The organism is Corynebacterium mucifaciens (assembly GCF_012396315.1).
Taxonomy (GTDB): Bacteria; Actinomycetota; Actinomycetes; order Mycobacteriales; family Mycobacteriaceae; genus Corynebacterium; species Corynebacterium mucifaciens.
Genome location: NZ_JAAXPF010000003.1, coordinates 31,020 through 54,974, shown reverse-complemented (window position 1 = coordinate 54,974; position 23,955 = coordinate 31,020). Strand labels below are relative to the sequence as shown.

Here is a 23,955-nt window from a genome sequence, read left to right as displayed (position 1 = left end):
CGAGGAGTACGAAAATGCCTACCCCGAAGAAGGGCGCCCGTCTCGGAGGCTCGGCCGGCCACCAGAAGCACATTCTGTCCAACCTGGCCCAGGCCCTGTTCGAGCACGGCGCAATCAAGACGACGGACGCGAAGGCACGCCAGCTGCGTCCGTACGCTGAGAAGCTGATCACCAAGGCGAAGAAGGGCACCGTGGCTGACCGCCGCGCCGTGCTCGCCGAGCTGCCGAACAAGGCGGTTGTGACCTACCTGTTCAATGAGCTCGCACCGAAGTTCGCCAACCGCGACGGCGGCTACACCCGCTCCATCAAGCTGGAGAACCGCCCGGGCGACAACGCTCCGATGACCCAGATCTCTCTGGTGCTCGAGGAGACCGTGTCCTCCGAGGCCACCCGCGCAGCCCGCGCCGCTGCCTCCCGCCAGGCTGAGGCAGAGGCTCCGGCCGCTGCCGAGGAGACCACTCCGGTCGAGGAGACCACTGAGGTCACCGAGGCCACCGAGGCTCCTGCCGAGGACAAGTAGCGCCCGCTACACATCCGGCTCAGCGCCCGGCCGCACTGCACAGGCAGTGCGACCGGGCGCTTTGCCGTTGTGCTTCTGGTGCGGGGATAGAATGCCTCACCATGGACGACACGCTGCGCCTGCGCCTCGACATCGCCTACGACGGCACCGATTTTCACGGCTGGGCGCGGCAGAAGGGGGATCTGCGCACCGTCCAGCAGACGATCGAGGACGCCCTGTCTCTGGTCCTTCGCTCCGAGGTGCAGCTCACCGTCGCTGGGCGCACGGACGCTGGCGTACACGCTTCGGGGCAGGTGGCCCACGCGGACATTCCGGCCGCGTCGCTGGACCAGCGCTCGATTGAGGGCGATCCGGGGCGCCTGGTGCGTCGTTTAGCAAAGTTGCTGGACGAGGATGTCCGCGTTTTCGACGTCTCGCGGGCCCCGGAGGGCTTCGACGCGCGCTTCTCCGCGCTCACGCGCACGTACGTCTACCGCGTCACCACGCATCCCGCCGGCGCCGCGCCCTCCCGCGCCAGGGATACCGCCGTGTGGCCGAAGCCGGTGGACCTGCAGGCGGTGCAAGCATGCGCGGACGCGCTGGTGGGGTTGCACGACTTCGCCGCCTTCTGTCGCCCGAAACCGCACGCGACCACGATCCGGGACGTGCACAGTTTCACCTGGTCTGAGGTGGAGCCCATGGTCTACGAGGCGCGCATCACCGCCGACGCGTTCTGTTGGAACATGGTGCGCGCGCTCGTGGCTACCTGCCTCACGGTGGGCGAGGGCCGGCGCGGGCCACAGTGGCCGGAGGAGCTTCTGCTTCTCGACGCCCGCTCCGCCGAAGTCCCGCTCGCTCCCGCCCGCGGCCTGACGTTGGTGGGAGTGCGTTACCCGGAAAACCGGGACTTGGCGGCGCGAGCCGAAGCGACCAGAGCCCGCCGCGAGATGTAGCATGCTTGGGTTAAATCCGAACAGGGAGGTGCCGTGACAACAGCCGTAGCAGCATGGTTCGCCGTTGTGTTCTTCGCGCTTCCCGGGTTTGTGGTGTCGTTGATTTCAGGGATGAAGGCCCCGGCTGCCGCGGTGGCGGCGATTCCCGTCACCTTCGGGCTGATCGGCATGTCGTCGTGGTTCTGGGGCCTGACTCGCGCACCCTTCAACCTCTGGACGTTCGGTGTCAGCGTCGTGTCGGCGCTCGCTGTAGCAGCGGCGTGGCGTTACGCCCTGAGGCGACGGTCGCACCTTGATAGCAAGGCTAGCGGGCGCAAGCGAAGCATCGCGGACCTGTACTGGGTGATCCCCGCAGTGGGCATCGGCGGCAGCGCGTACATGGCGGCGGGCGACAAGTTGCGCTGGCTGGAGCGGTTGCCCAACGGCACGTACAACATCGTGCAGGGATGGGACGTGCAGTGGCACGCGAACCTGGTCCGCTTCATCATGGACGAGGGCGTCGCGTCCGCCACGCGGATGGGTGAGCTGCAAAACGTCGAATCCAGGATCGACCTGTTTTACCCCTCGGCGTTCCACGCGGGCATCGCGTTGTTCGCCGAGGCGGCGGGGCTTGATCCCATTCCGGCCCTGAACATCGCCGCCGCGGTGCTGCCGGCGGTGGCGCTGCCGCTCACGCTCGCGTGCCTGGTGTTCGCGTTCTTGCGGTCCGTGGGGTTGACCGCACAGATCGGCGCCGCCTTGGCCGCGCTGATGGGGTATGCCGCTCCGCAGCTGCTGTGGGTCCCGGACTACGTGGGCATGTGGCCCTACCTGTTCGCTGTCACGCTGACGGGGGCGGTGACGTGGTTGCTTATCACCGTGCCGCGGCGCCGGGCCAGCGCGCTGCCCGTCGCATTGGCGTTCGTGTCTATCCTGTGCGTCCACCCGTCTGCCGTGACCATCGTGGTACTGGCGGTGGCGCTGCACTGGCTGACGTCCACCCTGGTCGCGCCGGAACGCTCGCGGCTCCAAGACACCCTCTGGATCGCACTGCCCGCAGTCGCCGGCGTGGCCATGTTCTTGCCGCAGGTACTGGCGGGCACGGCGCAGGCTGAGGAGGTTGCGTCGTGGCGCCCCAAGGAGGAACTCGGTGCGGGCGGCGCGTGGGGTACGGCGTTTCGCATGGAAACGCGCCACGTGATCCAGTTCTTCCCGGACTACGACCCGACGGTGCTGCTGTGGCTGGCCGGCGCCGGCGCCCTGGTGTGCCTCCTGTGGCGCAGGCAGGTGTGGCCCGCGCTGTTTTATGCGGTGTCCTTGGCCGTCACCGTGAATGCGCTCGAGCCGTTCGACAACACCTGGGGCCACGTGCTGGCCTACGTGGGTAACTTGCACTACAGCACCGGCCACCGCCTCATCATGCCGGTGGCTATGGCGGTGACCGCTGGGGCCGCCATTGCGGTTGCTGCGGGGATTCGGTTGGTGGCGGCAGCGCCCGTCGCTAAGCGGTACGCGAAGGGGGAGCGGATCTCGGCCGTTGCCTCCATCGTTGTCGCCGGTGTCGTCGCCGCTGCCGTCATCCCGATGATGCGGCACCAGAGCGAAGGCGGAGCCGAAGCGGCCTACTCCGCGCCCCGCGACGCGGACCGCATGGTGAGCGCGGACGACCTCCAGGCCTTCGACTGGTTGGCCACCCAGCCCGCGGCGTGGGAGGGGCTGACGGCGGGCGATACGGCGGATGGGTACTCCTGGATGTACGCCTACAACGGTGTGCCCACGCTCAACCGCCACTACCTGTGGCCCAGGGGCGGGCGCGGCTCGAACACCGACATACTGAACTGGAACGCCGACTTCATCGGCGAGGGCGAGCGCAACCCGGTGGACAAGGCGGTGGACAACCTCGACATCAAGTTCTTCCTGCTCAGCCCCGAGCCATTCTGGGGCCACCAATACCCGCGGTACGAAATGTTGCGCGACTTCTGGGTCTCCGAGGGTGTCACCCCCGTCTACCGCAAGGGCGACACGGCGGTGTTCGCGGTGAACAGCCAGTTCAGCGAGGAGGAGCTGGAAGCAATGGTCGAGGACGGCCAAGAGCACGGCTCCGACGAGCTGTTTGCGCTCGCGGAGGTGGGGGCAACGCAGTAGGCTTTCCGCCAGGTGTTCTCGGGGGAGGGGAATTATCATGGCGAAGCTTTTGCCAACCACGCGTGCCCAAGTGTCGGGCCACCAGTTCATGCGCCGTCGTATGGAGCACGGCCTGATCTTCGGCGATGTCCGCATGATTCATGACCCGCTGGCGTCGCGGCGCCGCGCAACCATTTTCGGCACCGCCGCGGTGGCGATGATCGCGGGCGTGATGGGATTGTTCGCCTGGATGCGGCCGGGCGCGGACCCTGGCGACGCGCCGATCGTCCGCGCCGCCGACGGGACGCTGTACGTGCGCGTCGGCGAGGCGGCGCACCCGGTGACCAACCTGGCGTCCGCGCGCCTCATCGCGGGCTCGGCCGCCGAGCCCGCCCGCATCGGCGACGCGCACCTCGCGGCACTGCCGCGTGGCGTGCCGGTGGGCATCGTCGCGGCCCCAGGCATGTTCGCGCCCGAGGATGCCGCGCCGGCCAGCTGGTCCGTCTGTGGTGTGGAGACCGTCACCGTCATCGCAGGGGAGGCTCCGCAGCCCATGCCTGCCGATGTCGCGGCGTTGGCCGCCGACGGCTCCCGCGAATGGCTGGTCACCGCGGAGGGGCGCCGACTGCTGCCGGACGCCGACGCGCCGGAGGGCCGCGCCATGCGCCGCGCGCTGGGAATTACCCCGGACACCCCGCGGTGGGCCCCGCCGACGCAGGTCATCAGCGCGCTCGCGGAGCTGCCGCCGGCTGAGATTCCAAGCCCGCTGCCGGATGTCGTCGACGCCGACGCGCAATCCTGGGCCCTGGCCAACGGCCGAATCCAGCCGATCACGGCGACCCAGCGCGAGATGCTGCTAGACACCGGTGCGAAAGCCACCGCCGCAGCCCGGGCGGATGTAGCACAGTACCCGGACGCGGAGGAAGAGCTGCGACTGCCGCGCGAGCGACCCACGTGGGTGGAGCCAGACCGCGTCTGCGTGAATCAGGACCGGGGCGGGGCATTTATGCAGGAGGTGCCCGCAGGCATCGAGCTGTCCGGGACGTCCGTGGCCACGCACTTTGCGGGCCTGCGCGACGGCTCCGTCGGCGTGGATTCGGGCCACGGCTTCCACGTTGTTTCCGCCAGCGGTCTGCGGCACGGCGCCCCCGACGCGGCCGCGTTGGAAACGGTCGGGGCGAACCACGTGGAGCAGGTGCCGTGGGAAATTATCGCCCTGCTGCCGGAGGGCGCGGAACTGACTCGCGACGCGGCGCTGACGGCGACCTACTAAGGCCCGCGCGAAGCGCTACCACCGCCGCGACGAGCGCCATCGCGCCGCCGGTGAGCAGCGCGAGCCGCGACACGGCGGGGTTGCCCTCGCGGTCCACTGCCTGCACTTGCAGCGCCGGGCGCTCGGCCACTTCTTGCGGCGTGAGTTGCGTCAACGCGCCCAGCGGGTCGACGGCCCCGCCGCCGGGTTGGGCGGATGCGGTGATCAGCGCGCGGACATGCGCCGGGCTGATGCCGGGGTAGCGCGACTGCAACAACGCCGCGGTGCCGCTGACCACCGGGGCGGCAAAGCTGGTGCCGGCGTACGGGCGCACGCCGTCTTGCGCCAGGGTGCCTTCGGCCCACCCGCCCGGCGCGAGCGCGGCCGGCACCAACCCCGGCGCGGAAAGCTCCGCCGGTAGGGAGTATTCGGCGATCCTGTGGTCGTCCGCACGGGCAGCAACGGCAAGCACGGTGGGGAAGCGGGCCGGGAAGACGTCGAAGCCGGGTTCGCAGTCGGGGCCGGTGTTGCCGGCGGCGGCCACCACCACCGCGCCTTGCGCCTCGGCGCGCTCGAGGGCGGCGGTGATGCCGGAGGCGTCGATACGCGCGGCGAATTCGGGCTCCAAGCAGGACACGACGGAGATGTTGAGCACGCTCGCGCCCTCGTCGAGCGCGTTGTGCATGGCGTCCGTGAGCGTCTGCAGGTTCCCGGCGTCCGTGTCCTGGCCCCGGGTGTGCGCGGAGGTTTGCCGGATGGAGACGATCTCGGCCTCGGGTGCGATGCCGAGCGTGCGTCCGGCAATGATGCCGGCGACCGCGGTGCCGTGGTTGTCGCAGTCCTGCAGGGCGTCGTCGGCCACGAAGTCCCGGCCCGGGCGCAGGTGCGCTATTTCCGGGTGCGGCGCCACCCCGGTGTCGATGACGGCGACGCGCACGCCCTCACCCGTGGCAAAGCGGCGCAGGCGTGTGAGATCCGCGTCCGCCCCAGGTGCCTCCACGCGCGCGGGCACCGCGCACGCGACCTCTTGGGCGTAGGCGGGTGACGGGGTGAGCGACAGCGCGAGCAGGCCAGCGACGGGCAGCCAGCGCATCGCTAGATCCCCCGGATCATGTCGAACAGCCCGGTCAGGTGCACCGCCAGCGGAATGACGGCGATGGTGGCGGCGATCTCTGCGCGCTCGAACCACACCACGGTGGTCGGCTCCAGGTCGGCCACCCGCGGCGCCCAGATTACGGTCGTCGTGGCCGTCAGCGCTGCCAGGCACGCGAGCGCGATGCACGCGGGGTGGCCGACCTGGGCGGCAGCCGCGGCGGCCGCCACCACCGCAGCGAGCGCCACCGCCGTCAGGCACAGCCGCGGCCCGGCCCAGTGGTGGCGCGAGGCGTAGACCACGAGCGCGCCCGCCACACCCAGGCACAGCGCACACGCCCAGACACCGCCCGCACGGCCCACCCAGAGCACGGCCGGAACACAGCAGGTGGCGATGGCCGCGGAGAGCGCGGAGGCGATCGCGGTGGCTGTCGTGCTTCGCGCATCGACGTCGTCCTGGTACGCGTCGGAGCGGTCGAACTCCTCGCCGGCGGTGGGCACGCGCGGGACCGTCAGTCCCGCCGCGCGGGTGGCCACCCCTGGCGTCGCCATCACGGCGAGCACCCCTGCCAGCAGCGTCAAGGCCGGCGGAGCCAGCGGCCCAGGCAGCCACACACCGAGCGCGCCGATGGCGACGAGCGCGCACGTCGCGGCAATGTAGGCCACGAGTGCGTGCCCCGCCAGGTGCAGCGCTGCGCCCACGCCAACCGCGACCACGGCGCTCAGCGCGGCCGCGAGTGCGCCCAGCCCGACACTCTCGGTGCCCTGGCCGGCGCCTGCTACCCACAATCCCGCGCCGAGACTGGCAAGAACCGGCACCGCCGCAAACGCCGGGCGCGACCTACCCGCAGAGGCGACCACCAATGCGAGCAGCGCTGCCGCGCCGAGCGCCGCGTGCCACGGCAGGTACGCCCGGGCCACGAGCACTGCCGCAGCCAGCCCGGCGAACGTGGCGGCCGCGTCCAATCCACGCACCTGTCGCGCCGCCTCCGCTGCGCCGGCGAGCGCATCGGCAGCGTCGCGCACCACGGGCGGCGGTGTCGGCTCTTCGGGGTGGAGGGCGACGGAAGCGCCGTCGTGAAGCTTGAGCGCATATAGCGGCGTGTGCATGTCCAGCGGCGCGCCGCCTGCGGTGGTGGCCTGCCACGGGCGGTGCACCTCAGGCAGCTCAACTAGGCGGGCGAGCTCCGGCAGCACTTCTGCCAGCGTGGACGATGTGGGCAGCGTGACGTCGATATCGCGGTGAAACGCGACGACAGACACGCGGACAGTGACACGCACAACGTGGTGCGCCGAAGTAGCAACCAACGGAATTCTCCCCCGAGATTCAGGCGCGGCCCCCATTCGCCGCGCAGCGGGAAACAGTATGGCTTACAATCCCCAGCACGTCCACAGTTCGGGGGAACCGTGGCGACAACACCAGGGGGGAACTCTTTTGCTTGGCCTCGACTACGACCAGGTGCTCGCGCCAACCGTTGGTGCGCCCGACATCGCGCCGCCGCCCAGCGGCACACTGCGCGCGGAGCCCGTGCCCGCCGCGCAGAAGCGGCACGCGCAGCCGCTGCTAAAGATCCTGCTGCCGGTGGTGATGGTGGTCGCGCTGGGCGCGGTGATGGTGCTGATGGCCATGTCCGGCCGCGCAGTGAGCCCGATGATGCTCATCTTCCCGCTGATGATGCTGTTCGGGCTCGCCGGCATGATCGCCCCGCAGGAGAAACAGGGCGACATCGACGAAACGCGCCGGGTCTACCTGCGCCACCTCGACGCGCTGGCGAAGACCGCCCGCGCCAACGCCGCCAAGCAGCGCGCGCACGCCACCACGTTGCACCCCGCGCCGGGCGAACTCGTCGCCGCAGTGCCGGTGGAACGCGTGTGGGAGCGTGCCGGCGCCCCCACCGTGCGCCTCGGCACCGGCGCGGGCGCGCTGTGCACGCCGGTGGACGTGGAAGACCCCGGCAGCCCAGAGGACCTGGACCCGGTGTGCGCGGTCAGCCTGCGCCGCACCGTTGCGGCGGTGAGCACCGTGCCCGGCATGCCCATGCTGGTGCAGCTCGACGCGTTTGCCGCCATCACGCTGGCGGGCCCGACCGCGCGGGAGGTGGCACGCTCGATTGTGTGCCAGCTGGCGTTTTTCTACGGGCCGGAGCAGGTGCATATCGACGCGCCGTTTACGTGGGCGAAGTGGCTGCCACACTCTCGCTCCGAGGGCGCGTTTCGCATTACGCTTCTCGACGACCAAAGGTCCCCCGCGCCAACCGACGCCGACTGCGTGGTGACGATCCACGACGACCCGGAATGCTTCGTGGACCCGGACGCGTTCCACATCATCTGCACCGACGTGCTCGAGGCGGCCACCGCGCAGGGCGTGGAAACTCTCGGCGTGCCGGACCCGTTCACGGATGCGGAAGCGGAGTTCGTCGCTAGGCATTTGGGCTTCTACCGCCGCCCGGAAGGGGCGACGGCGGCAGGCGGGGACTTCATGTCGATGCTCGGCGTGCCGGACGTGGATGCGCTGGATGCCCGCACGATGTGGCCTGGGGTGCGCAACAAGCTCACCGTGCCCATTGGCGCGGACCCCGACGGGCAGCCGGTGTACCTGGACTTAAAGGAGGCGGCCCTCGGCGGCATGGGCCCGCACGGACTGTGCATCGGCGCCACCGGCAGCGGAAAGTCGGAGCTGCTGAAGACTCTGGTGGTGGCGCTGGCGGTGACGCACTCGCCGGAGGAGCTGAACTTCGTGCTGGTTGATTTCAAGGGCGGTGCGACCTTCCTCGGCTGCGAGTCCCTGCCGCATACCGCCGCGGTGATCACCAACCTCGAAGACGAGGCGGTGCTGGTGGAGCGCATGTACGATGCCATCTCCGGCGAGATGCACCGCCGCCAAGAGCTGTTACGCAAGGCGGGCAACTTCGCCAACATCACGGACTACACCAGGGCGGGGCATGTGCTGCCGTCGCTGGTCATCATCGTCGACGAGTTCACGGAGCTGCTCACCCAGCACCCGCACTTCGCCGATCTGTTCGTGGCGGTGGGGCGCCTCGGCCGCTCGCTTGGGGTGCACCTGCTGCTGGCCTCCCAGCGCCTCGAGGAGGGCAAGCTGCGCGGGCTGGATTCCCACCTGTCCTACCGCATCGGTTTGAAAACGTTTTCTGCCGGCGAGTCCCGCCAGGTTCTGGGGGTGCCGGACGCCTACGAGCTCCCCGGGGAGCCTGGCTCTGGCTACCTCAAGGCAGGGATGGACCTGGTTCGCTTCCGCGCCGCCTACGTCTCAGGCCCGCTGACCCGCACCGTGATCGCGCACCACACGGACCAGCACGTCCGGCTGTTTACCGGCAACGAGATCGAGCCCGTTCCCACCGCGTATGTGGAGGAGGACCGCTCCACCACATTGCTGGATGCGGTGGTGGCCAAGGCGGCGGACGTGGCGAGCGAGCTCGGCATGCGCGCCCACCAGGTGTGGTTGCCGCCGCTGCCCGAGCGGATCCCGCTGTCGCAGATGGCAGGCACGCTCGGTCTCATCGACGAGCCGTACAAACAGCGCCAGACCCCCTTCCACCTGGACCTCAACTTGGCGGGCGGGCACGTTGCCATCGCGGGCGGGCCGCAGACCGGCAAGACCATGGCGGTGCGCGGGATTGTGGCCACCCAGCTGCGCGCAGGCCTGGCCGTCTACGTCATCGGCGAGCTGGCGGAGCTCGAATCCCTTCCGCACGTCGCCGGCGTGGCCAGCATGAAAGACGCGGAGCGCACGCGCAGGGTGATTGACGAGGTCACCTCGCTCCTCGACGCCCCGCGCCCGGTCATGCTGGTCATCGACGGCTGGCACTCCCTCGACGACGACCTGCGCGAACCGCTTGCCCGCATCGCCTCCGAAGGCCCGGACGCCGGCATCCACCTCGTGGTGACCACGCAGCGGTGGAGCGCGATCCGCCCCAACGTGCGCGACCTTATCGGCACGCGCCTAGAGCTGCGGCTCACCGAGCCGATGGATTCGCTCATCGACCGCAAACAGCAGGAGAAGCTGCCCGCCATTCCCGGCCGCGGCCTGACCCCGGACGGCAAGGTCGTGCAGCTGGTCTACACCAGCGGCGAGGACATCGCCCACCTCGCCGCCCACACTGACCAGGAGCCGGTGCCGCGGTTGCGGGTGCTACCGGAGGTCGTCGATACGCACTCGCTTCTCGACGGCCAAAGGATCCCCCTCGGCATCGGCGGACCCAACCTCGAACCGGTGTACGCCTCCGGCCACGTGCTGGCCATCGGCGCCGGCGGGTGCGGCAAATCCACCTTCATCGCCAGCACCATCGCGGCGGTGGAGCACATGGGCCGCGAGCAGGCGAGGATGGTGGTGCTTGACCCCCGTCGCGCCCACCTGGGCCGGGCCCGCGAGGAGATGGTCGCTGCCTACGCGGCGTCTGCGAGCGCCATCGCCCAGGCGGTGCAATCGCTTGCCGTCACGCTGCAGTCGCGCCTGCCGGGGGCCGAGGTGACGCCGCAGCAGCTGCGCGAGCGCTCCTGGTGGGACGGCCCCGAGCTTTACCTGATCATCGACGACTATGAGCTCGTCGGCGAGGAAGTGTTGCGCCCCCTCGTCGAACTGCTCCCGCACGCCCGTGACATCGGCCTGCACGTCGTGGCCGCCCGCAAATTCGGCGGGATCTCACGCGCCCTGTTCGGCCCCTTCCTCACCGGCCTGAAAGACGTGCACCCGGACGTGCTGGTCATGGACGGCACCCGCGACGAAGGCGCCATCTTCGGCGTGCGCCCGAGCCCCCAGCAACCCGGCCGCGCCACGTGGGTCCGCGGCGAGCCGCGCGGCACCGTCCAGCTGCCGGAGGCGTCATGACCGACCTGCGCATCACCGCCACCGACGCGTCCACCGTGATCACCGGCGCGACCAACGTCCACCGCTTCGACGCGCCGACCAGCCGAGAGATCGCCGCCACCGTGCGCAACGCGCTCGGCCCTCATCCCGCGGGCGCGCAGGTGCACATCGCCGCGGACCCGCAGCGCCTGCGCGAACTCGCGCACGCCCTTGCGGACTACGACATCGACCTCACCACAGAGACCCTCGAGCCACTTGCCGAGCGCAAGCATGACGACGCGCCGACGGACTCCTTCCGCGCGGTCCCTGCCGAACCCGACGGACGCTCGGGCGTGTGGATTGTCGCCGCCGTCGTCGCCGTGGTGGCCCTCGTGTGCGCAGGCGTGATCTGGTTGCTCACGCGCGGGGAAGCGGCAGAACCTGCGCCGCCGCCTGTTCCTACGGCGGAATCCGAAACGCCCCCTCCTCCGGCGCCGGAGGAGGAACCGGAAGCGCGGGAGACGGAACAGACGTCGGTAAGCGAAAGCCCCACGGTGCGCCTCGAACAGGACGGCTTGAGCGTGCAGCTGCCCGCCGGGTTCGGCCTCGAAGCAGACGAAGGCATGTGGCGCGCCACCGGCGGCGACCCCGACTTCCGCCTGCAGATCGCCGTGGAGCACCTCTACCAGCTGCCCGCGCAGACGATGGCGGAGCAGCTGCTCGCCGACATCGAAGCCGACCCCGAGGTGGAACTGGTGGACACCGACGGAGTGGCCGTGACCTACCTCGAGCGCGCAGCTGATGGCTCGCAAGCGCTGTGGCGCACGTGGCCGGATGGGGCGGTGCAACTCTTCGTCGGCTGCCACACGCGCTTCGAACCCACTGTGGTGCAGCGCGCCACCTGCCGCATGGCGATGGAATCCGCCGCGTATCAGGGGGCTGACGTGGGGCCGTAGAAAAGTTTTGCCATCCATGGAACCGAACGGGTCACACGTCAGTCAGATATACGGACAGCACACCGAGTTGTCCGTCCCAACACACCACGAGGGGGAAAAACTATGGAGCAGTTCGCAACCGAAGCCGAGGTCATGCGCGCCGCTGCCGACCGCACCGACGACACCAACGCGGACGTCAACCGCGAGATCGACCGCATCCAGCAGGTCGCCGAAGCCACCCGCAGCTACTGGGTGGGCAACGCCCAGCGCAGCTTCGACGACCTGATGGCGCGCTACGACGACGCCCAGCGCCGGCTGTCGGAGGCGCTGAGCGCGATCGCCGTGAACATCCGCGACAACGCAAAGCACTACGAGACCACCGACGCCACCAACACGGACAGCCTCCGCCAGCTCGCCGGCGGCCTGACACTCTAAGGAGAAACCATGCAGATCAAGTACGACTTCGCCCAGATCGCGGGCGCCGCCGACGACATGCGGGCATCCGCGTCGCGCATCAACGGCGACCTGGCAGAGCTCAAGCAGATGCTCCAGCCAATGGTGCAGACCTGGGAGGGCACCGCAGCCGCGGCTTACCAGGCACACCAGGCCAAGTGGGACCAGGCGGCGGAGGATCTCAACCAGATCCTCACCCAGATTGCGCAAACCGTTGAGGACGGCAACTCCACCATGCTGGCCGTCAACAACGCCGCTGCGAACAGCTGGGGCTAAACGCCACACGACGAGCGCCGCGGGGTGCAGGGGCCGTTTTCATCGGGGGACGGGCTCGGCCGCGCAGCCGGCGGCGCAACACAACGGGGGACGGGGGACGTGCCGCCGCAGGTGATGGGGGATCACCTGCGGCGGCGCTTTTTTGTTTTCGGGAGCGGGTGCCGTAGGGTTAACGGCCTGTGTGTCCCGCAGGATGCGCTTTTCGGGTCTCCACCGGCCGCCGTAAAGCGCAAAGGGGCAGGCGAGGTTTGGCCGGCAGCCATCTAGACAGACTTTAAGGAGTCATGCATGTCTACTTACCACCCGAAGAGCGGTGACATCACCCGTAAGTGGTACGTCATCGACGCGACCGACGTGGTGCTGGGCAAGCTTGCTTCCACCGTCGCAGACATCCTGCGCGGTAAGCACAAGCCGCAGTACGCACCGAACGTTGACACCGGCGACCACGTCATCGTGATCAACGCCGACAAGGTCCACATCTCCTCCAACAAGCGCGAGCGTGAGATGCGCTACCGCCACTCCGGTTACCCGGGTGGTCTGAAGTCCATGACTCTGGGCCGCGCACTGGACGAGCGTCCGGACCGGGTGATCGAGGAAGCTGTCAAGGGCATGATGCCGCACAACAAGCTTTCCCGTCAGTCCATCAAGAAGCTGCACGTCTTCGTCGGTGCCGAGCACCCGTACGCTGGCCAGCAGCCGGAAACCTACGAGTTTAAGCAGGTGGCACAGTAATGACCGAGCCGAACAACTTCGACAACACTACTGAGGGCCTGGGCACCGACGTCGACGCCGCGACCGCCGCGACCGAGGAGTTCAACTACACCATCGGCGACGCAATCGCCCCCGAGGTTGACGAAACCGAGGAGACCGTCGAGGTCGCCCCGCTGCACGAGGGTCCGATCCAGACCGTTGGCCGCCGTAAGCGCGCCATCGCTCGCGTGACCGTCGTTGAGGGCGAGGGCAAGATCACCGTCAACGGCCGCGAGTTCGAGGACTACTTCCCGAACAAGCTGCACCAGCAGGACATCCTCACCCCGCTGACCCTGCTCGAGCGCGAGGGCCAGTTCGACATCAAGGCCAACATCTCCGGTGGCGGCCCGACCGGCCAGTCCGGTGCTCTGCGCCTGGCTATCGCCCGTGCGCTGAACGTCTACAACCCGGCTGAGCGCCCGACCTTGAAGAAGGCAGGCCTGCTCACCCGTGACGCTCGTGCCGTGGAGCGCAAGAAGGCAGGTCTGCACAAGGCCCGCCGCGCACCGCAGTACTCCAAGCGTTAATCGCGAGCGTGCCTTTCGCCGTCGTCCGTTGCTACGGACGGCGGCGTTTCACGTTTCTGGGCGCGTTGCCGAAGAGTTGGTCGAGGGCGCCGCGGTCAGTGTTCTTCACGCGGTTCCCGTGCGGGGATACCCACCAGGGTGCGCCTCTGCTCATTTTGATGCGGCCGCGTTTGGTTGTGCGTGGGTCGTCGTCGTTGACGCGGTTGTGATACCTGCACAGCGGCGTGAGGTTGTCCAGGTTGGTCGCCCCGCCGTGTTTCCAGGGGTGCACGTGGTGCATCTCGCAGCCGTAGGCCCCGTGGCGGCAGCCCGGGAACGCGCACACCGGGGACACCATGGAGGCGAGGTCGCGTTGTTTCTGGTTGGCGAAGCGGTCCGCCCGGTACAGGTTCACCGCCCCGGCTTCTGGGTGGAAGGCGGCGACCTTGAACGCCTCGCCGAATTCGGCGGCGAGGTATTCGGCACCGGTCATGGTGGTGCCATCAGTAAGCGTCAGGATCACGTCGTCGCCGTTACCGGCCAAGATGCGCGCGTGGTCGTCGATGGGCACGATCACGATCGGCCGGGGCACGGCAGCGGCGACGCCGCCGGTGTCACCGCGCACGATGCGCCAAAACGCGGCCTCCATCTGCTCGGCTGCGGGTTTGGCGGGGTCTACCCCTTGCATGAGGCGGTGTTCTAAATCTGCGGCGTTGCGGTCAGTGGTGTCGATGGTGATGCGCGCCCGTCCGTTTTTCGGGGCGGAGAAGGCAACCTGCTTCTTTGTTGGTGTCGTGTCTGCGGGCACTAGCTCGCGGGCGGCGTGTTCGATGGCGCGGTAGCCGCCGGTGACGTCGAGCAGTGCCAGGCGCAGCCGCCACCGTTCGCCGGCGTCCTTGACGCCGTTGATGCGTCGTTCGATCAGGGCGAGCTCGTCGAGCGAGAACCCGCGGGCTTTCTGCGCCGCGAGGGATTGTTTGCGGGTGTACCTTGTCGCCCCGAAGTAGATGTCCTGCATGCCCGCCCATGCGCCGGCGCGCTGTGGTGCCATGCCGGCGGCGAGGGCGACGTCGAGGTTGAAGTGCCGCAGCGTCTCTATGGACGTGGCGGTCAGCGCCTCGATGTACGCCTCGAACGGGTTCATGCCAGCTACGCTAAAGCACAAGCAACTCCGCAGAAATCCGCCCTGTGGAATTCGCGTTCGAGACCCTGTGGATAACCGCCAAAACGCCTGTTAAAGAGGCTATATGTTGGGTGACGGAACGGGCGTCGATAGGCAAAGGCATAATTGCCCACATGACTCGATTGTTCGGAACTGACGGTGTCCGTGGCTTGGCGAATGAGGCCCTCACCGCATCGCTCGCCCTAAAGCTGGGCGCCGCCGCGGCGACAGTGCTGACGAAGGACCGTGGCTCGGCGAGGCGCCGCCCGGTTGCACTGATCGGCCGCGATCCGCGTGTCTCCGGCGAGATGCTCGCTGCGGCGATGGCCGCCGGTATGGCGTCGAAGGGCGTGGACGTGCTGCGCGTCGGTGTCATTCCCACGCCTGGCCTGGCGTTTCTCACGGATGATTACGGGGCGGACATCGGTGTGATGATCTCCGCGTCGCACAACCCCATGCCGGACAACGGCATCAAGTTCTTCGCTGCCGGCGGCAAGAAGCTGCCGGACGCCGTCGAGGACGAGATTGAGCGCGCGATGTCGGCGCTGGAGGAGACGGGGCCCACCGGCACCGCGATCGGCCGCGTGATCGAGGAAGCGTCGGACGCCCAAGAACGCTACCTCGCGCACCTGAAAGAAGCGGTGGGGACGAGCCTGAGCGGCATCAAGGTCGTGGTGGACTGCGCGAATGGCGCAGCCTCTGAGATCGCGCCGAAGGCGTATGCGGCGGCTGGTGCTGAGGTGACCGCGATCCACAACACACCGAACGCCTACAACATCAACGACGGTTCCGGCTCAACCCACATGGACCAGATCCAGGCGGCGGTGGTCGAGCACGGCGCGGATCTGGGTCTCGCGCACGACGGCGACGCCGACCGCTGCCTGGCGGTGGACGCGCAGGGCAATGTCGTCGACGGTGACCAGATCATGGCCGTCCTCGCCACCGGGATGAAGGAGTCCAACTCCCTGAAGGACAACACGCTGGTCGCGACGGTGATGAGCAACCTCGGCCTGAAGCTCGCCATGCAGCGCGAAGGTATCGCGGTGCGCGAGACCAAGGTGGGCGACCGCTATGTGCTCGAGGAGTTAGGCCGCGGCGACTTCTCGCTCGGCGGCGAGCAGTCCGGCCACATCGTGGTGCCTGGGCAGGCCACCACCGGCGACGGGGTGCTCTCCGGGCTCATGCTCATGGAGCGCATGGCGCAAACCGGCAAGAGCCTCGCGGAGCTCGCCAGCGTGATGACGGTGCTGCCGCAGACGCTCATCAACGTCCCGGTGTCCAACAAGGCGCGCATTTTGGACGACGCCTCCGTCAAGGGCGCCATCGCGGAAGCGGAGGCTGAGCTGGGCGATTCCGGACGCGTGCTGCTTCGCCCCTCCGGTACCGAGGAGCTGTTCCGCGTGATGGTGGAGGCGGCGGAGGAGGAGCAGGCCCGCAAGGTCGCCGGCCGCCTCGCGGCGGTTGTCGCGGCCGTGTAGTTTCGCACGCGGGAAGATTTTTGCGCCGGCAGGGAACCGCCGGGGCTTCGGGGGAGTCTAAGTAAGGGTAAGACAGTTCAACTGCGAGCCTTCCGGGGGTGGGCATATGACACATGCTGGGGCACTGGACATCGACATCGATGCGGTGCGCGAGCGATACTCCGCGGCGATCGACGCATACCGTGACGCCGCGCTGCATTTGCAGCGGCAGCGGCCCGCTATCGCCGCGTCTGCGTTCGGGGAGGGGTTTGCGCCCGAGGGCCAGCGCGTCGTCGAGGCCCTTGAGGCGCTGCATGAGACGTCGGTGCGGTTCCTTGCGGCGCGTGGGGAGAACTGGCAGCAGGTGCTCATGCTTAGCGACGCCACGGTGGCTGCCGACCAGGACACCGCCGACGCCGTGCGGGTCACCGACGGGGTGACGGGCGCATGATGACCGCGGTGAAGGACGACGTGCGGTCCTTGGTGGACGCCGTCGATGTCGCACCAGACGTCGACGCAGGGCAACGTGCCACGGTCCACGGCTTGGCCGGGGAACTGCTGGAGCAGGTCGAGCAGACGGAAGGGCTGGACCTGCAGGCGTTCCTGAGTGCCGGGGCGAGTCTCGCCGCTGGCTGCGAGCGCCCGGAGACACCGGCGCGCAACTGTTCGTGCGACGAGAGCGCCTGGTTCGACGAGGTAGGCATCCGCGAGCGGGAGCGCGACGACGAAACCCGTGAGACCGAGCACTTCAACCGCTCCAGGGAGATTGGCGAAGGCATCGGACGGTGCGCCGAGGCGATCACCACAATCGTCTCCACAGCGGAAACGGCCGTGCGCGAACTGCTCGCGCCGGCAAAGCGGATGTTGGACATCGTGATGAACTGCGGGATCACCCAACTAGTGCAGCAGGCGGTGGACGTGGTGATCGAGGCGCTGCGCTGCGCCGGCGAGACCGCGAGCGACCGCAACTGCGTCATCCGGGAGTGCCTGGGTGAGGTTGCTGCCAAAACTGAGGCCGCCGCGGATGCCCGTCCCGCCCCGGTTGTCGACTTCGGGGCGGAAGGCAGCTCGCCCTGCGACGTCGCTACGCGCCCCGCCTCCACCACCGGGGGAGGCGCTAGCGCGACTGGCGGGGTGGAGCTCACGCTCGAGGCGACGCTGCGTATCGAGCCGTGTTCCTTCATCGGCACTCTTGGCGCCGCCGGGGCCGCCGCCGCGCTGGGTGCGCTGGAGTGCATTACCGCGACGCAACAGGAGTGCCCACCGCCGGAGCCGGAGCCTGAGCCAGCTCCAGAACCGGAGCCTGAGCCAGCTCCAGAACCGGAACCCGCGCCGCCACCACCGCCAACTCCGGTGGATGACGGGGTGATCGCGCCGCCGCCGGAGCTCGCTCAAGTGGAGGAACCTGCGCCGCCGCCGAAGAAACTGGAGAACCTGGGCACGCTGCCGGCACAGACGGGCGGGGAAGGCGCTGAGACAGTGGCCGAGACAGTGCCTGAGACAGTGGCCGAGACAAGGGCCGGCGGTGGAGCTGAACCGTGGGCAATGAAGAAAGCAGGGGAGTGGTAGGGATGGATTTCGAAGACTTCGTCGCTCAGTACCAGCGGCGCACTGCCAAGCGCATGGCGGACTTTGAGGCGCTGATGAAAGAGACGCAGCAGAAGATGGAGATGACCGCGAAGCACCACGCCCGTGCGCGCGAGACGATGCCGCGCCAGCCGGTGACGGTGCCGCGCGGGGATTACAGCATGCCGCGTCCCCGTCGCAGCGCGGCCCAAAAAGCGCAGAAGCAGCAGATCCAGGCCGTGCTGCGCGCTATCGGGCCGAACGGAGAAAACCCCGTCGCCTAAGCGGGCGGCGGGGCGGCAATGCCGGGGATCTCTAGAACAGGGAGAAACCGGCGTTGTCGCGAGTCAGCCCAGCGGCCGTGGCCAACTTCTCGCCAGCGAAGGACTCCACACCGGAGCCCTCGGCGTCCGGATCCGAGTAGGAGGCGTAAGACTTGTCGCCTTCAAGCTGGTGCAGCAGGTAGCCCACCAACAGGCCGCGCACCGTCGACTGGAGGCCGCGGTCGGACTTGCCCAGGCCCAGCACGCGCTTGACCAGGTTGTCCTCGGAGAAGCTCTGCTGGTCGCCCTTCTTCGGCGCGCGGTACACCACCTCGCCTGCCCAGTTGTAGGCGAGCTTGGCGGGATTGCCGGGGTCGAACAGCGAGTCGCCGTCCTTGCCCGGGCCGACCACCATGCCGGGGATGAACACGTTGCGCGCAGCTTCCACTGCGGACGGCGCCACGTTTGCCGGGTACACGGCTGCGACGGCCTTGACCTTCGGGTTGTCCACAGCGGCAAGCACTGCCGCGCCGCCGCCCATGCCGTGGCCGACAATTCCCAGCTTGCTGGGTGAGATGGAGATGTTGCCGTTGCCCATACGGACCCCGCCCAGGATCTGCATGGCCGTCTCTAGGTCGGCGGCCAGCCCAGGGTGGTCCGCCACGAAGCCGGTCTCGGTATCGGGCGCGGCGACGGCGATCCCCCAGCTGGCCAGGTGGCGCAGCGTGTCCTCGTAGGCGCCGATGTCCTTCAGCCAGTCGTGGCCGAATGCCACGCCCGGCAAGTTCTTGCCTTCGGCGGGTGCGTACACCTTCCCGGGGAGCCCGGTGTAGCCCAGGTCGCCTTCCATGACGCGGTGCGGGCCGCGCTTAGACAGGTCGGAGAGTTTCTTCAGCTTCGCAGACACGCGGGCAATCTTACTGCAAACCGGCGTGGGCTAGGGTGAGTCCGGCATTGCCGGATAGCCAGGACGATAACAAGGACAGGAGGACGGATGCTCGGTGCTTTGCAGCTGGCGTTCATCGATTCGGTGAATCTGCTCCTTATCGGTGTCATCGTCGCCGTCGGCATCGCCGCTCGCGCCAACTACGCCAAGACCACCGCGTTACTCATCGCGGGCGACTGGTGCGGAGTGGCGGGCCTGGCGCTGGTGATGCTGGTGATCTTCGACGGGCTCGGCCCGGTGGTGCAGCGCTTCGTCGAAGGCCCTGTCTTTGGCATCCTGCTCATCGCCACGGGTCTTTTCACCGCACTGTTGGCCGTGCGCGGCGGCGACAATTCCGCGCTGACGCAGAAGATCATGCGCCCGCTGCACACACCCGGCGTTGCCACGGTGCTGACCGGCGTGGTGCTTGGTCTCATCCAGTCCGCAACCTCCGTGCCGTTTTACGGCGGCTTGGTGCTGCTGTCTGCTGCCGGGATCGACGCGCAGGTGCGTTACGCCGCCATCCCCTTGTATGCCACGGTCGCGCTGTCGCTGCCCACGCTGGCGGCGTTCGCTGTCGGCTGGGTCCGCGCCAAGCCGGACAGCGCCGCCGCGCGCGGCTTTGACTGGGCACGCGCCCACCCCAGCCAGGTCACCGCTGCCGCGACGTGGGCGGTCTCCGCCCTGCTGGTCGTGCTCGGCGTGACGCACGTGGTGTAATAGCCCCGTGCTGAGAACAACCATCGACCTGGACGCGATCGCTCACAACACCCGCACGCTGCGCGCGCATACGCAGGTGGAACTGATGTGTGTGGTCAAGGCGGACGCGTACAACCACGGCGTGGAGCGCTGCGTTCCGGTGATGGAGGCCAATGGCGCGGACGCCTTCGGCGTGGCGACGTTCGCCGAGGCGCGCCGGGTGCGCGAACTGACGTCGAAGCCGGTGCTGGCGTGGCTGTGGGATGTGTCCGAGGCGATCCCGGAGGGTGTCGACGTCGGCGTGCCGTCCATCGCGCACATGCATGCGCTTATCGACGCCCCTTCGGCCCCCACCGTCTACCTCACCGTCGACACCGGCATGCACCGCTCCGGCATCGACGAGAGCAGCTGGGAGGAGGCGTTTGCCCTCGCCGCGCAGGCGGAGCAGCAGGGCAAGTTCTCCGTGGCCGGGTTGATGACGCACCTGTCGTGCGCGGACGACCCCGCTGACCCGTACACCGACCTCCAAGCCGCGGCGTTCCGGCGCGCGATCGCCCAGGCACGGCAGGCAGGCTTGGAGGTGCCCCGCAACCACGCGGCAAACTCGCCGGCCACCTGGACCCGCCCCGACCTGCACTTCGACATGGTCCGCCCGGGTGTAAGCCTGTACGGACTCGAGCCTGTCGACGGGCTCGATCACGTACTGCGGCCCGCCATGGTCTGGTCCGCCCCGGTGGTGACGGTCAAGCCGCTGCGCAAGGGAGAGGCCACGGGCTACTCCCGGGCGTGGGAGGCGCCGGAGGACGGGTTTTCCGCCGTCATCCCTGCGGGCTACGCCGACGGCGTGCAGCGCTCGTGGCAGGGCGCGCTCGAGGTGTCTATCGGCGGCCGCACGTACCCGCAAGTTGGCCGGGTGTCCATGGACCAAATTGTTATCTGGCTGGGAGACAACCGTGGCGGTGTCGCGCCGGGCGATGAGGCGGTGCTGTTCGGCGATGCCGCTGCGCTGGCGCGGCGCGCGGGCACCATCGGCTACGAGGTGCTCTGCGCCCCGCGCGGGCGCACCGCGCGCACTTATACCGGGGAGGGGAAGTAGATGCAGGCCGATTTTCCTGCGCAGGGTGAGCGGCTTTGCCGCGATGCGGCGGAGACGCAGAAGCTCGGCGCTGAGCTGGGGGCGGTGCTCGAGGCCGGTGACTTGGTCGTCCTCGACGGCCCACTCGGCGCGGGCAAAACCACCTTCACGCAAGGCATCGCGGAAGGTATGCGTGTCAAAGGCAGGGTGACGTCGCCGACGTTCGTGATTGCGCGGCAGCATTCGTCGCAAAGCAACGGCCCCGCGCTTGTCCACGTGGACGCGTACAGGCTGGGCAGCGACCTGGGCGAACTCGACGCCCTCGACTTAGACACCGAGCTCGAGGACGCTGTCGTGGTCGCGGAGTGGGGCGGCGGCCTGGTTGAGCAGCTCGCGGACGGCTACCTTCACGTCACGTTGGACCGGCGCACCCACGCCGAGACTGATGCGCGCATTATCTCCTGGCGTGTCGTAGGGGAGATGTAGGCTTACACCCATGCTCAAGACGACTAGCCAGTCCCGCCGCTGGATCGTGCTCGCAGCCGTGCTGTGGCTCGTGGTCCTAGCCGGGATCATCTTCATCCCGCAGTCCCGCTCCGACGAGGTGGCCCAGGTGGAGCCGACGAACTCCCTGTCGCGCGCCCTGCAGGAGACCCGCCCGGGCGGCGACGTGGTCACCGCGCAGCTGGTGGACCCGTCGCGTATTTACGACGCTGATCGCTACCTCGGCTACACCACCTTGTGCCCGGGCGAGCCGCAGGAGCTTGTCGACGCGAAGCTTGAGGCGTTCGGCCTGAACGCCGATGACCTCGACCTTTCCGGCGAGTTGGGCTACCTCCTGCTCGTCCCGGCGAATGAGGGCGATGAGCCCAAGGCGGATGCGGTTGAGCTGAGCAAGGTGGACATCTGCACCGTGCCGCAGTCTGAATCCTTCCCCCTCAACACGGCCATGCCGTTCCACATGAACGAAGGCCGCTGGACGCTCGGGATGGGCCAGTAATGCTCGTGCTCGCCCTCGACACGGCAACGACCGACCTGGTTGCCGGAGTCGTGGACGGGGAGCGGGTGGTTGCGGAAACGCGCGTTGCCACCCGCGCCCACAACGAGCGCCTCATGCCGGAGATCACCCGGTTGTTGGCCGAGGCGGGCGTGGGGTTCGCGGATGTGGGCGCGATTGTCGTCGGGTGCGGCCCCGGCCCGTTTACTGGCTTGCGTGTCGGCATGTCCACCGCGTCGGCGCTGGGCCAGGCGCTGGGCATTCCCGTCCACGGCGTGTGCACCCACGACGCCGTCGCCGCCGAGCTTGAAGGCGACGCCCTGGTGGTCACCGACGCGCGGCGCCGCGAGGTGTACTGGGCCCGCTACGCCGCCGGTGAGCGCGTCGCCGGCCCGGATGTGTGCAAACCCGCCGACCTCGCATCGCCCGCCGTCGACGTGATCAGCGTGCCGGAGGCGCTGGCGGGGCAGCTGCCTATCGACGCACCTTCGGTCACCTACCAACCCCCCACCCCCGCCGGCCTGGTGGCGGTGGCCAACTTGGACGCCGACCCGGAGCCGCTCGTGCCGCTGTACCTGCGCCGCCCGGACGCGGTGCCTCCGAAGCAAGCGCCAAAGTCGCCGGCGCTGCCATGACGGCCTTCCGCGAGCTCGCGGTGGGGGACGCACCGGCCGTGGCCGCCCTGGAGGCGGACGTGTTCGCGGGCGACAACCCGTGGTCTGAGGCGGCATACCGCGCTGAGATCGGCGCGCCCCACACGTTCTATATTGGCGCCTTCGACGGCGACGAGTTGGCAGGCTACGCGGGGCTGGCCATGCTCGGCCCGCGCGACGACCCGGAGTTTGAGATCCACACCATCGGCGTCGACGTCTCCCGGCGGGGCGAAGGCATCGGTCGGGCGCTCATGGAGCAGATGCTGCACACGGTGGACCTCCTCGACGGGCCGTGCTTTTTAGAAGTGCGCGTGGACAACGCGGCCGCAATTGCGCTCTATGAACGCTTCGGGTTTTTCACCGCGGGCGTGCGCAAGAACTACTATCAGGCCTCCGGTACGGACGCGTACACAATGACGCGGCCGAGGAAGAGCGAAAGGCGAGACGAATGATCGTTTTGGGCATCGAGTCCTCGTGCGACGAAACGGGCGTGGGCATCGTTGACTTGCACGACGACGGCACGATGGACATCCTCGCCGACGTGGTCGCGTCCTCCATGGAGCAGCACGCGCGCTTCGGTGGCGTGGTCCCGGAAATCGCGTCCCGCGCTCACCTAGAGGCCATGCCGCAGGTGATGGAGAAGGCGCTGGCGGACGCGGGCATTGCCAAGCCGGACGCGGTGGCCGCCACGGTCGGCCCAGGCCTGGCCGGAGCCCTGCTGGTGGGCGCGTCCGCCGCCAAGGCGTACGCGGCGGCATGGGGTGTGCCGTTTTACGGGGTGAACCACCTCGGCGGGCACGTCGCTGTGGCGAACCTGGACGGCGAGCCGCTGCCGCACGCCATTGCGCTGCTGGTCTCCGGCGGCCACACGCAGCTGCTGGAAGTCGAGGCCGTGGGCAAGCCGATGCGGGAGCTGGGCACCACGCTTGACGACGCCGCGGGGGAGGCCTACGACAAAGTCGCCCGGCTGCTGGGGCTGGGGTACCCGGGCGGGCCGGTCGTGGACAAGCTGGCGGCTGCGGGCGACCCACAAGCGGTCGCCTTTCCCCGGGCGCTGTCGCGGGCGGAGGATCTGCGCGGCGAGCACCGCTACAACTTCTCCTTCTCCGGTCTGAAGACGGCCGTGGCGCGGCACGTGGAAGCGGCGGAGCGCGACGGGCGGGTCATCTCCGTCGAGGACGTGTGCGCGTCCTTCCAGGAAGCGGTGTGCGACGTGCTGACCGCGAAGGCCGTCATGGCGTGCGAGGACACCGGTGCGCGCACGTTGCTGCTCGGCGGCGGCGTGGCGGCGAACCGCAGGCTGCGCGAGCTGGCGCAGCAGCGCTGCGACGCCGCCGGCATCGAGCTGCGTGTGCCGCGGTTCAGCCTGTGCACGGACAATGGCGTGATGATCGCGGCGCTGGCGGCGCAGTTGATCCACGAGGGTGGACAACCGTCGGGCCTCGGGGTGGGCACCGACACCGGCCTCGAGGTCGAGGTTCCGCTCGTGCACGCTTAACCGGCGCAACCCGCTCGTTGGGGATACGCTGGGCAC

General features: G+C 68.8%; 25 protein-coding genes. 21 read left to right on the top strand and 4 right to left on the bottom strand.

Going from position 1 to position 23,955, the window contains the following annotated elements; translation table 11 throughout:
- Positions 1–14: 14 nt before the first annotated feature.
- From rplQ to eccB, 4 genes are all read left to right on the top strand, one after another.
- Positions 15–521 (top strand): 50S ribosomal protein L17, encoded by a 507-nt coding sequence (gene rplQ / locus HF989_RS03585; RefSeq protein WP_168683996.1) that lies wholly within the window; start codon positions 15–17, stop codon positions 519–521.
- 101 nt (positions 522–622) lie between these two features.
- Positions 623–1,453: a tRNA pseudouridine(38-40) synthase TruA gene (gene truA / locus HF989_RS03580; protein WP_168683994.1), complete on the top strand. Its 831-nt coding sequence runs from the start codon at positions 623–625 to the stop codon at positions 1,451–1,453.
- 33 nt (positions 1,454–1,486) lie between these two features.
- Positions 1,487–3,577: a DUF6541 family protein gene (locus HF989_RS03575; RefSeq protein ID WP_168683992.1), complete on the top strand. Its 2,091-nt coding sequence runs from the start codon at positions 1,487–1,489 to the stop codon at positions 3,575–3,577.
- A gap of 37 nt (positions 3,578–3,614) precedes the next feature.
- Positions 3,615–4,829, top strand: coding sequence for a type VII secretion protein EccB (gene eccB / locus HF989_RS03570; protein WP_168683990.1), 1,215 nt, complete (start codon positions 3,615–3,617; stop codon positions 4,827–4,829).
- Here eccB and HF989_RS03565 read toward each other — a convergent pair.
- Positions 4,765–5,901 carry a S8 family serine peptidase gene (locus HF989_RS03565; RefSeq protein ID WP_168683988.1) on the bottom strand — a complete coding sequence of 379 codons (1,137 nt, stop codon included), beginning with the start codon at positions 5,899–5,901 and terminating at the stop codon, positions 4,765–4,767. The two genes, eccB and HF989_RS03565, sit on opposite strands and share 65 nt — an antisense overlap.
- Before the next feature lie 2 nt (positions 5,902–5,903).
- Positions 5,904–7,208 carry a type VII secretion integral membrane protein EccD gene (eccD, locus tag HF989_RS03560; RefSeq protein WP_168683986.1) on the bottom strand — a complete coding sequence of 435 codons (1,305 nt, stop codon included), beginning with the start codon at positions 7,206–7,208 and terminating at the stop codon, positions 5,904–5,906.
- A 127-nt stretch (positions 7,209–7,335) separates the two neighbouring features.
- On the opposite strand from eccD, the gene eccCb reads away from it, so the two are divergent.
- From eccCb to rpsI, 6 genes are all read left to right on the top strand, one after another.
- A complete protein-coding gene (gene eccCb, locus HF989_RS03555; RefSeq protein ID WP_168683984.1) occupies positions 7,336–10,746 on the top strand; it encodes a type VII secretion protein EccCb in 3,411 nt (1,136 codons plus the stop codon).
- On the top strand, positions 10,743–11,660 hold the full coding sequence (locus HF989_RS03550; RefSeq protein ID WP_168683982.1) for a type VII secretion-associated protein: 918 nt from the start codon (positions 10,743–10,745) through the stop codon (positions 11,658–11,660). The genes eccCb and HF989_RS03550 overlap by 4 nt, the downstream gene beginning before the upstream one ends.
- A 102-nt stretch (positions 11,661–11,762) precedes the next feature.
- A complete protein-coding gene (locus HF989_RS03545) occupies positions 11,763–12,074 on the top strand; it encodes a WXG100 family type VII secretion target (protein ID WP_168683980.1) in 312 nt (103 codons plus the stop codon).
- Positions 12,075–12,083: 9 nt separating this feature from the next.
- Positions 12,084–12,368 carry a WXG100 family type VII secretion target gene (locus tag HF989_RS03540; protein WP_168683979.1) on the top strand — a complete coding sequence of 95 codons (285 nt, stop codon included), beginning with the start codon at positions 12,084–12,086 and terminating at the stop codon, positions 12,366–12,368.
- A gap of 288 nt (positions 12,369–12,656) precedes the next feature.
- On the top strand, positions 12,657–13,100 hold the full coding sequence (gene rplM / locus HF989_RS03535; RefSeq protein ID WP_038609751.1) for a 50S ribosomal protein L13: 444 nt from the start codon (positions 12,657–12,659) through the stop codon (positions 13,098–13,100).
- The gene (rpsI, locus tag HF989_RS03530; protein ID WP_038609754.1) at positions 13,100–13,645 is read left to right on the top strand and encodes a 30S ribosomal protein S9; all 546 of its coding nucleotides are present in this window, start codon (positions 13,100–13,102) and stop codon (positions 13,643–13,645) included. The genes rplM and rpsI overlap by 1 nt, the downstream gene beginning before the upstream one ends.
- A gap of 31 nt (positions 13,646–13,676) precedes the next feature.
- Here the strand turns inward: rpsI and HF989_RS03525 are convergent, their stop codons facing one another.
- Positions 13,677–14,768, bottom strand: a complete 1,092-nt coding sequence (locus HF989_RS03525) for an HNH endonuclease signature motif containing protein (protein ID WP_168683978.1) — start codon at positions 14,766–14,768, stop codon at positions 13,677–13,679.
- Positions 14,769–14,920: 152 nt separating this feature from the next.
- On the opposite strand from HF989_RS03525, the gene glmM reads away from it, so the two are divergent.
- From glmM to HF989_RS03505, 4 genes are all read left to right on the top strand, one after another.
- On the top strand, positions 14,921–16,264 hold the full coding sequence (gene glmM / locus HF989_RS03520) for a phosphoglucosamine mutase (protein WP_168683977.1): 1,344 nt from the start codon (positions 14,921–14,923) through the stop codon (positions 16,262–16,264).
- A gap of 106 nt (positions 16,265–16,370) precedes the next feature.
- Positions 16,371–16,694: a hypothetical protein gene (locus HF989_RS03515; protein ID WP_168683976.1), complete on the top strand. Its 324-nt coding sequence runs from the start codon at positions 16,371–16,373 to the stop codon at positions 16,692–16,694.
- Positions 16,694–17,812: a hypothetical protein gene (locus HF989_RS10825; RefSeq protein ID WP_210729022.1), complete on the top strand. Its 1,119-nt coding sequence runs from the start codon at positions 16,694–16,696 to the stop codon at positions 17,810–17,812. The genes HF989_RS03515 and HF989_RS10825 overlap by 1 nt, the downstream gene beginning before the upstream one ends.
- A 2-nt stretch (positions 17,813–17,814) precedes the next feature.
- Entirely contained in the window at positions 17,815–18,093 is a 279-nt protein-coding gene (locus HF989_RS03505; protein ID WP_168683975.1) for a hypothetical protein, read from the top strand.
- A gap of 31 nt (positions 18,094–18,124) precedes the next feature.
- Here HF989_RS03505 and HF989_RS03500 read toward each other — a convergent pair whose 3' ends face one another.
- Entirely contained in the window at positions 18,125–18,979 is an 855-nt protein-coding gene (locus HF989_RS03500; protein ID WP_168683974.1) for a poly(ethylene terephthalate) hydrolase family protein, read from the bottom strand.
- A gap of 87 nt (positions 18,980–19,066) precedes the next feature.
- Between HF989_RS03500 and HF989_RS03495 the strand changes: the two genes are divergently transcribed.
- From HF989_RS03495 to tsaD, 7 genes are read left to right on the top strand one after another with little or no spacing between them, the layout of a single operon-like run.
- Positions 19,067–19,717, top strand: coding sequence for a sulfite exporter TauE/SafE family protein (locus tag HF989_RS03495; protein ID WP_168683972.1), 651 nt, complete (start codon positions 19,067–19,069; stop codon positions 19,715–19,717).
- A gap of 7 nt (positions 19,718–19,724) precedes the next feature.
- Positions 19,725–20,792, top strand: coding sequence for an alanine racemase (alr, locus tag HF989_RS03490; protein WP_168683970.1), 1,068 nt, complete (start codon positions 19,725–19,727; stop codon positions 20,790–20,792).
- Complete coding sequence (gene tsaE / locus HF989_RS03485) at positions 20,793–21,257, top strand: tRNA (adenosine(37)-N6)-threonylcarbamoyltransferase complex ATPase subunit type 1 TsaE (RefSeq protein WP_168683968.1); 465 nt, start codon at positions 20,793–20,795, stop codon at positions 21,255–21,257.
- Between the two features lie 10 nt (positions 21,258–21,267).
- The gene (locus HF989_RS03480) at positions 21,268–21,771 is read left to right on the top strand and encodes a hypothetical protein (RefSeq protein WP_168683966.1); all 504 of its coding nucleotides are present in this window, start codon (positions 21,268–21,270) and stop codon (positions 21,769–21,771) included.
- Positions 21,771–22,403, top strand: coding sequence for a tRNA (adenosine(37)-N6)-threonylcarbamoyltransferase complex dimerization subunit type 1 TsaB (gene tsaB, locus HF989_RS03475; RefSeq protein WP_168683964.1), 633 nt, complete (start codon positions 21,771–21,773; stop codon positions 22,401–22,403). The genes HF989_RS03480 and tsaB overlap by 1 nt, the downstream gene beginning before the upstream one ends.
- Positions 22,400–22,873, top strand: a complete 474-nt coding sequence (gene rimI / locus HF989_RS03470; RefSeq protein ID WP_168683962.1) for a ribosomal protein S18-alanine N-acetyltransferase — start codon at positions 22,400–22,402, stop codon at positions 22,871–22,873. Before tsaB ends, rimI begins: the two co-directional genes overlap by 4 nt.
- Complete coding sequence (tsaD, locus tag HF989_RS03465) at positions 22,870–23,919, top strand: tRNA (adenosine(37)-N6)-threonylcarbamoyltransferase complex transferase subunit TsaD (RefSeq protein WP_168683960.1); 1,050 nt, start codon at positions 22,870–22,872, stop codon at positions 23,917–23,919. Before rimI ends, tsaD begins: the two co-directional genes overlap by 4 nt.
- The last annotated feature ends 36 nt before the right edge of the window (positions 23,920–23,955 follow it).

What these genes read in the sequence shown, in the direction of transcription:
- rplQ (WP_168683996.1), top strand. Translation starts at nt 15, where the DNA reads ATGCCTACCCCGAAGAAGGGCGCCCGTCTCGGAGGCTCGGCCGGCCAC.
- truA (WP_168683994.1), top strand. Translation starts at nt 623, where the DNA reads ATGGACGACACGCTGCGCCTGCGCCTCGACATCGCCTACGACGGCACC.
- eccB (WP_168683990.1), top strand. Translation starts at nt 3,615, where the DNA reads ATGGCGAAGCTTTTGCCAACCACGCGTGCCCAAGTGTCGGGCCACCAG.
- HF989_RS03565 (WP_168683988.1), bottom strand. Translation starts at nt 5,901, where the DNA reads ATGCGCTGGCTGCCCGTCGCTGGCCTGCTCGCGCTGTCGCTCACCCCG.
- HF989_RS03550 (WP_168683982.1), top strand. Translation starts at nt 10,743, where the DNA reads ATGACCGACCTGCGCATCACCGCCACCGACGCGTCCACCGTGATCACC.
- HF989_RS03545 (WP_168683980.1), top strand. Translation starts at nt 11,763, where the DNA reads ATGGAGCAGTTCGCAACCGAAGCCGAGGTCATGCGCGCCGCTGCCGAC.
- HF989_RS03540 (WP_168683979.1), top strand. Translation starts at nt 12,084, where the DNA reads ATGCAGATCAAGTACGACTTCGCCCAGATCGCGGGCGCCGCCGACGAC.
- rplM (WP_038609751.1), top strand. Translation starts at nt 12,657, where the DNA reads ATGTCTACTTACCACCCGAAGAGCGGTGACATCACCCGTAAGTGGTAC.
- rpsI (WP_038609754.1), top strand. Translation starts at nt 13,100, where the DNA reads ATGACCGAGCCGAACAACTTCGACAACACTACTGAGGGCCTGGGCACC.
- HF989_RS03525 (WP_168683978.1), bottom strand. Translation starts at nt 14,768, where the DNA reads ATGAACCCGTTCGAGGCGTACATCGAGGCGCTGACCGCCACGTCCATA.
- glmM (WP_168683977.1), top strand. Translation starts at nt 14,921, where the DNA reads ATGACTCGATTGTTCGGAACTGACGGTGTCCGTGGCTTGGCGAATGAG.
- HF989_RS03515 (WP_168683976.1), top strand. Translation starts at nt 16,371, where the DNA reads ATGACACATGCTGGGGCACTGGACATCGACATCGATGCGGTGCGCGAG.
- HF989_RS10825 (WP_210729022.1), top strand. Translation starts at nt 16,694, where the DNA reads ATGACCGCGGTGAAGGACGACGTGCGGTCCTTGGTGGACGCCGTCGAT.
- HF989_RS03505 (WP_168683975.1), top strand. Translation starts at nt 17,815, where the DNA reads ATGGATTTCGAAGACTTCGTCGCTCAGTACCAGCGGCGCACTGCCAAG.
- HF989_RS03495 (WP_168683972.1), top strand. Translation starts at nt 19,067, where the DNA reads ATGCTCGGTGCTTTGCAGCTGGCGTTCATCGATTCGGTGAATCTGCTC.
- tsaE (WP_168683968.1), top strand. Translation starts at nt 20,793, where the DNA reads ATGCAGGCCGATTTTCCTGCGCAGGGTGAGCGGCTTTGCCGCGATGCG.
- HF989_RS03480 (WP_168683966.1), top strand. Translation starts at nt 21,268, where the DNA reads ATGCTCAAGACGACTAGCCAGTCCCGCCGCTGGATCGTGCTCGCAGCC.
- tsaB (WP_168683964.1), top strand. Translation starts at nt 21,771, where the DNA reads ATGCTCGTGCTCGCCCTCGACACGGCAACGACCGACCTGGTTGCCGGA.
- rimI (WP_168683962.1), top strand. Translation starts at nt 22,400, where the DNA reads ATGACGGCCTTCCGCGAGCTCGCGGTGGGGGACGCACCGGCCGTGGCC.
- tsaD (WP_168683960.1), top strand. Translation starts at nt 22,870, where the DNA reads ATGATCGTTTTGGGCATCGAGTCCTCGTGCGACGAAACGGGCGTGGGC.